General features: G+C 55.6%; 8 protein-coding genes. 3 read left to right on the forward strand and 5 right to left on the reverse strand.

The genetic code is table 11. The annotated features are described in order from the left end of the window. Positions 1 to 491: aminotransferase class V-fold PLP-dependent enzyme (locus ACI9KD_RS15970; RefSeq protein ID WP_414982168.1), on the forward strand; the 491-nt coding region annotated here is incomplete at its 5' end. Positions 492 to 696: 205 nt separating this feature from the next. Then, a complete protein-coding gene (locus tag ACI9KD_RS15975; RefSeq protein WP_414982169.1) occupies positions 697 to 1,011 on the forward strand; it encodes a hypothetical protein in 315 nt (104 codons plus the stop codon). A 29-nt stretch (positions 1,012 to 1,040) separates the two neighbouring features. On the opposite strand, the gene ACI9KD_RS15980 is transcribed toward ACI9KD_RS15975, so the two are convergent. Further along, complete coding sequence (locus ACI9KD_RS15980; protein WP_414982170.1) at positions 1,041 to 2,405, reverse strand: GntP family permease; 1,365 nt, start codon at positions 2,403 to 2,405, stop codon at positions 1,041 to 1,043. A 136-nt stretch (positions 2,406 to 2,541) separates the two neighbouring features. Here ACI9KD_RS15980 and gltX point away from each other — a divergent pair, with 136 nt between their 5' ends. Further along, positions 2,542 to 4,023, forward strand: coding sequence for a glutamate--tRNA ligase (gltX, locus tag ACI9KD_RS15985; protein ID WP_414982171.1), 1,482 nt, complete (start codon positions 2,542 to 2,544; stop codon positions 4,021 to 4,023). Here gltX and ACI9KD_RS15990 read toward each other — a convergent pair whose 3' ends face one another. From ACI9KD_RS15990 to ACI9KD_RS16005, 4 genes are read right to left on the reverse strand one after another with little or no spacing between them, the layout of a single operon-like run. Next, positions 4,024 to 7,446 (reverse strand): AsmA family protein, encoded by a 3,423-nt coding sequence (locus tag ACI9KD_RS15990; RefSeq protein ID WP_414982172.1) that lies wholly within the window; start codon positions 7,444 to 7,446, stop codon positions 4,024 to 4,026. Beyond that, a complete protein-coding gene (locus tag ACI9KD_RS15995; RefSeq protein WP_414982173.1) occupies positions 7,446 to 7,820 on the reverse strand; it encodes a DUF4345 family protein in 375 nt (124 codons plus the stop codon). Before ACI9KD_RS15995 ends, ACI9KD_RS15990 begins: the two co-directional genes overlap by 1 nt. Positions 7,821 to 7,869: 49 nt before the next feature. Next, a complete protein-coding gene (locus tag ACI9KD_RS16000; protein ID WP_414982174.1) occupies positions 7,870 to 9,192 on the reverse strand; it encodes an APC family permease in 1,323 nt (440 codons plus the stop codon). 46 nt (positions 9,193 to 9,238) lie between these two features. After that, positions 9,239 to 10,228, reverse strand: coding sequence for a prenyltransferase (locus tag ACI9KD_RS16005; protein ID WP_414982175.1), 990 nt, complete (start codon positions 10,226 to 10,228; stop codon positions 9,239 to 9,241). Between the last annotated feature and the right edge of the window lie 135 nt (positions 10,229 to 10,363).

The following is a 10,363-nucleotide window of genomic DNA, read 5'->3' on the forward strand; positions in this document are numbered from 1 at the left end:
CCGGGTGGCTGGGACATAAGGATCCCTTTGCTTTTTCTTCTCAGTACGATGCCGGGGAGGGCGTCCAACGTTATCAGGCGGGCACGCCTCCCATCATCAGTATGGTTGCCTTAAACGCAGCGCTGGATGTTTTCGAGAAAGCCACCATCAAGCAAATACGCGCCAAATCTATCGCTTTGACCGAGTTTTTTATGGAGGGCTTGGGGTCTCGGGGTCTTCTGCAGACACTTGCGTGTCTCACACCCCGGGACGCTGCTCGTCGTGGGAGTCAGGTGAGTGTTGCTCATGAGCATGCTTGGGGCCTGTCTCAGGCGTTAATAGAGGCCGGCGTTGTTGTCGACTTTCGAGCGCCAGATATCCTGCGCTTTGGTTTTGCGCCCTTATATAACAGTTTTAAAGACGCCGAGAGCGCGCTAAATACCCTAGCAGTGATAATTGCTGAAGAACGTTACTTGGAGGAGCGGTTTGCTACCCGACCCACGGTTACTTAGGCGGCGTATGCCCCATCTATTTTGCAACCCTGGCGTTTCGGAGCTGCTGCGCAGCCTGGGTCTGGTCATGGCGATGCTCATGAGTTGTGGGCAGGCGGCGGCACAATAGCCTGATTTCGCGTGGCGTCGGTCGTCAGAGAGACTCTTTGAGAACGCTTGGGAAGGATGGACGCAGCTTCCACTTGAGCGCGAGCGGCTATTTGGCATGCTCAGAGCTTACGAGGATGCGTCGGCTATATTCTTGTCAGGTGACCGACATGTAGCGGGCTTTTATGAGCGTGACATTGGTTTGATGACACCGCTTTTGGGGTTCACCTCGTCATCACTGAACAACCCTATACCTTTCCCTAACCGCTATGGAACGCTTGCCGAGCGGGGCCCTCATCGCCTGGGCGATCTGTATGGCGAAGCGAACTTTGGTTCTTTGGATATCGACTGGAAGGCGGGTGTTGTTGAGCTGAGCTTACATGATGCTTCCGGGGTGGTGGTGCCCACGCTGCGGCGCAATCTGAGTCCTTAATACCCGGAAGCGACTAATACCTGGAGGCACTACAACCCTAGCGCCACCAATCCGATCACGATAAGCGTTGCCAAGACGGGAAACACAACGGTGATGATTCCCACGTCCTTGTAGGCCTGTCGGTGCGTGAGCTGTGTGATCGTGAGCATCGCGACCACGGCACCGCAGTGGGGCAGTGAATCTACGCCACCGCTGGCCATGGTGGTGACGCGGTGCAGCACTTCTGGCGCTATCCCCATCTCCAGGTAAGCCGGTGCCATGGACTGCATAAAGATCTGCAGGCCACCCGACGCAGAACCGGTGATCGCCGATACCAGGCTGACGGAGAAAAAGGCGGACAACAGCGGCGGCAGATCAGAATTTAGTACCAGTGTAGTGAAGTCTGCGAACCCTGAGGTTTGTGTTACAACCCCGCCAAAACCAATCACCGCTGCAGTGTTGATCAACGGCATGATCGCGTCTTGTGTGCCTCGCCCGGCGACGCTGAGCCCATGACGTCGCACGGCGGGAAACAGCGCGATAGCGATAGCGCTGCCAACAAATAGAGCCATACTTGGCCAGAGCACGGGCTGCGCACTGGCAAATTGAAGGATACTCGCGGGCACACCACTCCCAAGATCAACGCCTTTGAGCAGCCGCGGCATGAGTATGGTGCCGATGACAAAAACCAGTGGCAGCAGGGCTAGCGGCCAAGGGGGGAGAGGCGGACCTTCGGCCCCTGCGGCGGCAATGTCATCTCTTGGGCCGGGCACAAAGCCTTCACCCGCTGCTTCGGCTTTCACGCGCTCGCGCTCGAGGTACAGCATTCCGAAGCTAAACATCAGCACGGCACCGATGAGTCCGAGCCAGGGTGCGGCAAACAGGTCGGTGCCCAGCGCGCTGGCTGAGATCACGTTATGAATGGAGGGCGTGCCGGGTAATGCGGTCAGCGTGAAAGTGCCGGATCCCAAAGCGATCGCGCCCAGGAGTAAACGTTTGGGGATGTTGGACTCCTGAAGAAGTTTCAGTCCCAGCGGATAGATTGCAAAAATGACCACAAACACGACCACCCCACCGTAGGTGAGCAGCGCACAGGAGATAGTACATATGAGCAGTGCGCGATGAGCGCCAAGTCGGCGTATCAGTGCCATAGCCAGGCTGCTAGCTGCGTGGCTCTCCCCCATAATTCGCCCAAACACAGCACCGGCGATAAATAGAAGATAAAAGCGGCCTGCGAAACTAAATGCGCCCAGGGGGCCTGTGGCAAAGTACTCCGTCAGGCTTTTCGCGAGGGGGAGGTCGTTGGTCAGGATGACGACCATGGCGCAGATTAAGGCGGCAAATACGATATCTATACCGCGTAGTGCCAGCCAGATGAGGAGGGCAACACTGCCTATAAGACCCGCAAATTCCATGCTAGAGCGCTTTTTATTAGAGGATTTGCAGCGAAGTGTATTGAGGGACGGCCGCGCTGTACAGCCACATTGTGAACATGAGTTTATTGTGCCCAGGCTCTATAATCACGCACCTCCTTAGCCCTAAGACAATGTTATGACCGTTCGAACTCGCGTAGCCCCCTCTCCCACGGGAGACCCCCATGTCGGTACAGCCTATATCGCACTGTTCAATCTCTGCTTTGCCCGGGCGCACGGTGGACAGTTTGTACTGCGGATTGAGGATACGGATCAGGCGCGCTCCACGGCATCGTCGGAGCAGGCCATTCTCGATTCCCTACGCTGGCTCGGCCTTGATTGGGATGAAGGTCCGGACATTGGCGGCGAGCACGGCCCCTATCGTCAAAGCGAGCGCATGGAGATCTACGGCGCCTATGCACAACAGTTGGTCGATGCGGGCAAGGCTTTTGTGTGTTACCGGCGGCCCGAGGAGCTAAACGAGCTGCGTGAGTCGCGCCGAGCAGAAGGCAACAGTACGGCGCTTAAGCACTCAGACTTGATTCTGCCCGAAGAGGAAGTGACTAACCGAGCTGCGGCCGGTGAACCCTTTGTAATACGCATGGTTGTTCCCGAGGGGCCCGGTGTTTGTCGTGTCCAAGACCTCCTTCGCGGTGAGATTGAATTGGATTGGAGCATGGTGGATGCGCAGATACTGCTCAAGTCCGATGGTATGCCGACCTATCACCTGGCCAATGTTGTTGACGATCATCTTATGGGTATCACGCATGTGATTCGTGGCGAGGAGTGGATTAACTCTGCCCCCAAGCATCAGTTGCTCTACGAATACTTTGCTTGGGATATGCCAGTGCTCTGTCACTTGCCGCTATTGCGCAATCCCGACAAATCCAAGCTCAGTAAGCGCAAGAATCCAACGAGCATTTTGTATTACCAGCGCATGGGCTTTTTGCCCGAAGCGTTGTGTAACTACCTGGGGCGTATGGGCTGGTCCATGCCCGATGAGCAGGAGAAGTTCAGTCTCGAAGAGATGCAGGCCTCTTTTGATATTCAGCGCGTATCTCTTGGCGGCCCGATCTTTGACATTGAGAAATTGCGCTGGCTCAACGGCATGTGGATTCGCGAGGATCTCAGTCAGGAGCAGTTAGCGCAGCGCCTGGTTGCCTGGGCGTATAACGCCGATAAGCTCGCTGCTGTGTTGCCGCATCTGCAGCAGCGTATGGAAACACTCAGTGATTTTGCCCCGCAAGCGGCATTTTTGGTATCTGGCGAGCTGAGTTTGGACGCCGCCCAGTTTGATGAGCTGGGCATGGAGCCGGAGCAATTACTGAAGACGCTGCAATTTGCGCTTTGGACGCTGGAGGGACTGTCAGAGTGGGATCGCGATGCCGTATGGGACGCGCTCAAGGGACTTGCGGATAAGCTCGAAATCAAGGTCCGGGATTTTCTGGCGCCGCTGTTTATTGCCGTCTCGGGTAGTCGAGCATCAATCTCGGTTGTGGACGCCATGAGCTTGCTGGGTCCGGATATGAGTCGAGCTCGCGTGCGTCATGCGATTGATACGCTCGGTGGCGTGTCGAAAAAGGCAGGCAAGCGTTTTGAGAAGGAGTTTCAGGCCCTCTAACTAGTTCGCGGTTTCCTTCCAGCGCGTGAGCGCGGCATCGCAAGGGTTTCCCTTCTGTAAGAATCGGTCGTAGAGGGGTTTGGCAAGAAGGGTGATTCCTCCCGTGGCGACCGCAGCGCCGCCGGTGATGGCTGAGCTGGCAATGTCCAAACCTAAGGTTGGCTTGCTGAGCGTGCCGGTTATTTCCACGTAGGGGTTGATAAGACTGGCGGCACTAATCCCCAGGCCTTTGCGGGCTCGATTGGTAAAGCGGACGCCGATTTTTTCGTTGCGAAGATTCACCTTCCCCTCTGCAGAAAGATCAAGCTGCGCACTGCGAAATACAAATCCCGGATCAAGGGTCAGCATGCCATCCGTCGCTCTTGCGGCGAGCACGCTGCACTCAACCTCCATATTGGTGCTGCCAGATGTGAGCATAGGTAGCAAGGTTTGAAACAGCTGAGCGATAAACGACTCCGTCGCGGCACTGAGCTTCATTTTCTTGAGTGTCCCGGGGCTCCCGGTCATTAAGAATTCGCCATGCAGCGTAGCAGCGAGCGCTCTTAGATCATTGCCTTTTGCATCAAAGATAGCTGTCAGATCATATTTTGGAAGACTGTCGTAGTTAGTACCTGCGGCTACGATGCCAAAGGGCATGCCGCTGACCTTGAGATCAGTCTCAATGTGGGCGGGGGCCTGAGTATCGGTGATGGATATATCCGCTTTGTACAAGCCGCGGCTGCCCACTATTTTCTCGATGTGTAACTGTCCTTTGCCGTCGCCACTTTGTAGTCGCACACTGGATTCGTCTATCAGCGACTGTGTTTTGAACTTTGGGTCTAGCAGGCCAAGAGGGCCGGTTTCGAGGGACAGATCAATACGATAGTCATGCAGAAGTGCCAGGGGGAGGACCCTGTCCGGGATACTTCTACCGTCTGTCGCCGCAGGCTCTGCGCTCGCATCAGCGTCGTTACCTTTGGGTAACCAGGCTTGGAGATTTGCACTGGGGACTTGCAAGTCCGCCGTGAGTGATTTGTTTGCGCCCTCCCAGTGAACAGCACCGTAAACATGGTTGTCGCCCAGTTGAACCTTATGAGCTTCCGCTGAAATATCTTCGCCCTGAGCCGTAGCCGATAGATCAACGACATAGGGAATTTGCTGCTCTGGAAGGCTCGCATGGGTGCCCAGCTTCCGTACGTCATCGCCTGCACCTTTTACCGACAAGCTGATGCCTTGCTGTTTAAAATCAGCGGGCAAGCTAATGCCGGCAGCCAGCAGTTCGCCGCCTGCATCAAGCAGTTGAACGTCGATCTGTGTCGCTTCTTTTCCTGGGCGTGTGACAACGCGTAAAAAGAGACGTTCTTTTGGCGGCGTGTACCCACTAATACTGGGTAGTAGTTGAGATACATCCTCCAAGTTCAGATCCGCCGTCAGCAGTGTCTTTTCGTTGAGTTGGAAGTTACTTGCAAGTTCGAGACGTGCAGCACCACTCACACCGGGTCCCGACAAGTTTTCGAGACCTATCGAGAACAAGGCCGGCGACAATTGCGGAAGGAGGTCGAAGCGGTAAGTCCCTGCAGGCGAATACGCCGGCGCGTAGTTGCCCAACAGCTGGTCAATGTCTGTTAGCGTTATAGAAAGGCGTAGGTCGCTCGTAATCGTATCCTTGGCGTAACGAAGAGCGCCAGCACCCGACTGCAGCTGCAGGCCTCCCGTGTCCAAGCGAAGATTGCGAATAACGATCTCTCTGGGACTGCCCTGAATATCCGTGCTCAAGCTTAGCGGTAGATCACCCAAGCTGTGAATTCCAAAGCGCTGTCCCAAGGTGGCCAGCGATGCGCCTTGGGATCTAAATTGCAAACGAGCGTTGCCAAAATCAGGATAACTGTCGAAACGTCCGCTTAGAACGCTTGTAAAGTCAAAGGCGACAATCTCCGCCGAGTTGACGCTCACCACAGCGTCGTCTGATACAGAGACGGCGGCCGTGATTGAGATAGGCGTGTCTGCTGGTAACTCTATCCCGGCGTTGGCCGTGATTGCCTGAAGACTGGGGCTGTCGAAATCAAGCGTAAGATCACTGCCCGCATAGCTTGGAAAGTTATCGAGTAGTCCTGAAATTTGCAGCCTGTGCTGGCCTACCCGCAGATTGCCCTTTATGGTCTCTCCACCAGCAACATCGCTGATTACCTCAGCGATCAGTACATAGGGCACTTCGAGATTCGCGCTGCGCCCAAAGAGTCTTTGATACAAGGCAAAGTCGGGCCCCTCAGCGCTGAAGTTTACCGTCGCGCCATCGGTACCCGGGAACGCCGGTAGCACGATGTTGGCTTGAACACGGTGGTCTCCGGCGACAAGCACAGCGTCGCGAAGCTCTATATGTTTATCCTTGCGTAGCAGTCGACCGTCGAGTGTCAGCGGTACATCAGTCGTTTCACCCAGACCCAGGGCCTGCGCCAAGCGAGGCAGACTTGCCGCATTTAACTGGACAGCCAGGTCGAGGCCGTCACTGCCCTGAGGGTTGTCGATATCTCCGTTCACCTGCAAATTGAGTTGCGTGAGTTTGACGGCTAAGTCCAAGCGGAGGCCAGGGTCTATGTCGCTGACACGCAATACAATTTGCGCCGGCTCATTGGGCTCCAGGAGGGGCGATAGTGCAGAAATTCGATCAGGCACTGGGCCATCGAGTTGGGCATTGAGCGTGAGATTTTGAAGTTCCCTTATGTTGGGTAGACGGTAGTCGCCCTCAAGCCTTAAATCGCCCAAAGCGCCGCTAAAGTTTGCTGACATGTCCCGCCCGGATCGCAAACTGTCAAAACCGCTTCCGTCGATGGATACATTCCAAGGCCGGCCCTGAAGGCTTCCATTGCCCTTGTATACCAGGCTATTTTTGCTGTTGGCCGCTTGGCTTAGCGAATCAATAATCAAGCTTACGCTCTGCCCGGTCTCGTCGTTTTTTCGATCGATGAGCACATTGTCCACTTGAATATGTCTAATCACGACGGGGAGAGGCCGCTGTTCATCCGTGGCTTCGGTCTCGGATTCCGCGTTGGCAATCTGAGGCAGATTACTGAGGCCATCGATACTTTTTCGCAGCCTTAGCTGTAGTCCATCGATAAGCAAAGTCTCAAGCACTATCTGATCTTCAAATAGCGTCGCAAGATCCAGCTGCGCTGTGATCGATTGTAGCTGGAGCATGTCATCGTTGCCGGCCCAGTCAGCGTTCGCCAGAGCTACGTTGCTCGCGGCAATGTGCAATCCGGATTTAATTTGAATGCGCGGGGCGTCCTTAAAGGAAAGACGGCGCCCCAGAAGCTCACTGGCTCGTGTCTCGAGATAGGGCGTGGCAAAGCCGAGGGACATGCCGCTTCTGAGTGAGACTGTTAAGACTGCAATCCCAGTACACAGTGTCAGGGCAAGGAGTGCCAGCGCCGTTTTGAGTCGCATCAGGCTTTGCGAGGGAGGAGAGCTGCTGCGGTTGCCGTGACCAATGTCTCAAATGCGAGCGCTCCCCAGGTGTAAGCGGTGAGGAGTTCATCACTGCGCAGGGCGCCAAAAGCACGACTAGCCGCTAAGAGGCCGACCCCCAGAACCAGAAGGAGCAATGCGCTGGACTGGAGCGTCTGTCTACAGGCCGCGATCAGGCAAAAAATGCCAACACCGGTTTGCAGGCCGCCGTACATTGCGGACATCTCTGCGTAGGCATCGCCGTTGAGAAGGTCCAAGCCTGCAAGCCGTGCGGGAAGTACCGGATCGATGATGCAGGCTATGCCATAGCCGATGAACACGAGGCTGACAAAAGTTAAAAAGCTGCGAGTCATTATAGGTCTCTATTTTTTAAGTCGGTTCACGTTGAGAAAAGCTAGCAAACTAAACCTTACTGCTAGCAGGTTCTGGATCGAGTCTTGCACCAATGCGTTGGCTGACGATATAAAAGATAGCTCCTGACACGACGATGCCCATGCAAATCATCGCTTCTATCGGTCTCTGGAGGACGATGTACAACAAGGTCCAGCCGGTGATGAGCAAGAAGATAATCGGGGGCAATGGATAGAGCCAGATGCGAAAGGGCCGGATCAAGTCCGGTTGGCGCCAACGTAAGACAAAGACGCCCAGCACGGTGAAAAAAGTGTTTAAAGCCATGGTGGCGCCCGAGAACACCAGAATTCGATCGAAGGATGATGACCACAGAAAAGCCAGAGCAACCACTGCTTGTACCAGTACCGCCGTCGACGGTACGCCGTCTTTGTTAACCCTGCCAAGCATGCGAAAGAGCGGAAAATCCTCGCCGATACGATGGAGTACCCGGGGCCCGGCCAGAATCATGGCACTGACTGTGGATACCAGGAGTAACGCCAGTAAAACGCCCATGATGGTAGCTCCCGCCTCACCGAAGGCGTAGGTTGCCGCTATGTAGCCTACCTCGACTTTGCCGACCATGGCGTCCATGGGGGCTACTGCCAGAAAGACGTAGTTGAGCAATAAGTAGGACAGGCATACCAGAGAGGTGCTGGCGATCAACACGATGGGCAAGGAGCGTTGGGGCTCTTCCAGTTCGCCGGTGATGTAGGTGGCGGCATTCCAGCCTGAATAGGCGTAATTGACATAGATTAGGGACACGGCAAACGCGCCGGAGAACAGCAAAGCCCCGTCGCCCTCGCTGGGCAGGAACCGCGTCTGCTGGCCCGAGTCGTTAAACAGCAATGCCAATCCCGCGAAGCCGATAATCAACAGAATTTTGAGAATCGTAAAAAGGCTCTGCGTGCTACCGGAGCTTTTGTGACTCCGGCTGTGGGCAAAGGCTAATACCACAATCAGTCCGGTGGCCAGCCAGATCGCCGATAGCTGTGGAAAGACGGCGGACAGATAACTACCAAAGGTCATGGCCGCCAAAGCTGTCGGAGCAGCAAAACCGACCGTGGCCGACACCCAGCCTGAGATAAAGCCGGCACTGGGGTGGTAGATCTCACTGAGGAAATTGTATTCGCCACCAGAGCGGGGCAGGGCGGCACCTAATTCAGCGTAGGACAATGCGCCACAGAGGGCGGCAAGACCACCGACGGCCCAGAGCGACAATAAGACGGGTGCGGATTGGATTTCGACTAGCTGGAAGCCCAGGCTAGTGAATACGCCTGTCCCGATCATATTGGCAATGACAATGGCGGCAGCTACTGAGGGACGAAAACGAGTCACGAGGCATTGTTCCGTGAATGTATCGCCGACGCAACAAGACCTGGCGTTAGAGCCACGTCGCCACCAGGAGTGCGATGATGAACAGGCTGCTGAACTGCCGTGTGTGGGCAAAGGCTTGAGCGGAAAACCACAGCGGCCAAATTTGCTTTGGATAGCTATCCGGGCGTTCGGTGGGCTTGCTATGCTCCAGCGCCTTTAGTACGCGCAGCAGGGCCGGCACGCTAAGAAAAACGATAGCCAATACCCAATGTTCACGGCCGCTGAGTACCAGCGCAGCGCAGCCAGAATACTGAGATATCAGGAGTATCTGCGTCGTGCGCCGGGCACCCCGCTGACTCAGTAGCACGGGCAAAGTGCGGACGCCCTTGTCACGATCCATTTCAAGTTTGTCGATGTGTTTACCAAACAACACGGTCGTGGGGCCTATCCCGTAGAGCAGGCCCAGCCACGCGGCCGACGTGCTCCACTGGCCGGCGCTCACGTAATAGCTGCCACCGACCAACAATGGTCCCCAAACCAGCAGCACCGCGGGCTCCCCAAGACCGATGTATTTGAGGGGCCAGGTGTAAAACAACACAAAGAACGCGCCGGCGAGCATCAGCGGTAAGGTGAGTCCACCGCGGGTGAGTATCAGATACACGCCGATGAGTACCGCAGCGCCGCCGGTTAATCCCAGATAGCCATAGAACTGTTTACGACTCATCAAGCCGTCTTCGAGAACATGGATACCGTATTGGTTGCGGTAGTAGTTGCCCGCATCAATGCCGCGGCTCGAATCTGTGAGATCGTTCAAAAGATTATTGGTTGCGTGGGCCAGCATGAGCCCAAGCACACAAAGCAGCCAAAGGCCTGGATCGCCCAGGCCATCGCGCCAGGCAAGGAGCCCACCCAGGGCTGCTGACATTAATGTCATGAACAGCACCGAGGACCGCACGGCGAGTAACCAACGCACGGGCAGAGAGAGCGTCTGCCACTGTTCGGGGTTCAGACGCGGGACAGTCGTGAGCGCCTGCCACCAGGTTGGGGATTCGTTCATTATCAGAGCTGCTCCAGCTTTGACCACATCGACAAACAGAGCTCTGCTTAACTCCGTGAGGATGGTGATGTTATCAGCAGTTGGCCGTGCTTCGAGAGCCGTTCAGGTCTTTTGTGCTAGGGCCGCACTAGATGG

The organism is Congregibacter sp., assembly GCF_047617445.1.
Taxonomy (GTDB): Bacteria; Pseudomonadota; Gammaproteobacteria; order Pseudomonadales; family Halieaceae; genus Congregibacter.

What these genes read in the sequence shown, in the direction of transcription:
- ACI9KD_RS16005 (WP_414982175.1), bottom strand. Translation starts at nt 10,228, where the DNA reads ATGAACGAATCCCCAACCTGGTGGCAGGCGCTCACGACTGTCCCGCGT.
- ACI9KD_RS15995 (WP_414982173.1), bottom strand. Translation starts at nt 7,820, where the DNA reads ATGACTCGCAGCTTTTTAACTTTTGTCAGCCTCGTGTTCATCGGCTAT.
- ACI9KD_RS15975 (WP_414982169.1), top strand. Translation starts at nt 697, where the DNA reads ATGCTCAGAGCTTACGAGGATGCGTCGGCTATATTCTTGTCAGGTGAC.
- ACI9KD_RS15980 (WP_414982170.1), bottom strand. Translation starts at nt 2,405, where the DNA reads ATGGAATTTGCGGGTCTTATAGGCAGTGTTGCCCTCCTCATCTGGCTG.
- ACI9KD_RS15990 (WP_414982172.1), bottom strand. Translation starts at nt 7,446, where the DNA reads ATGCGACTCAAAACGGCGCTGGCACTCCTTGCCCTGACACTGTGTACT.
- gltX (WP_414982171.1), top strand. Translation starts at nt 2,542, where the DNA reads ATGACCGTTCGAACTCGCGTAGCCCCCTCTCCCACGGGAGACCCCCAT.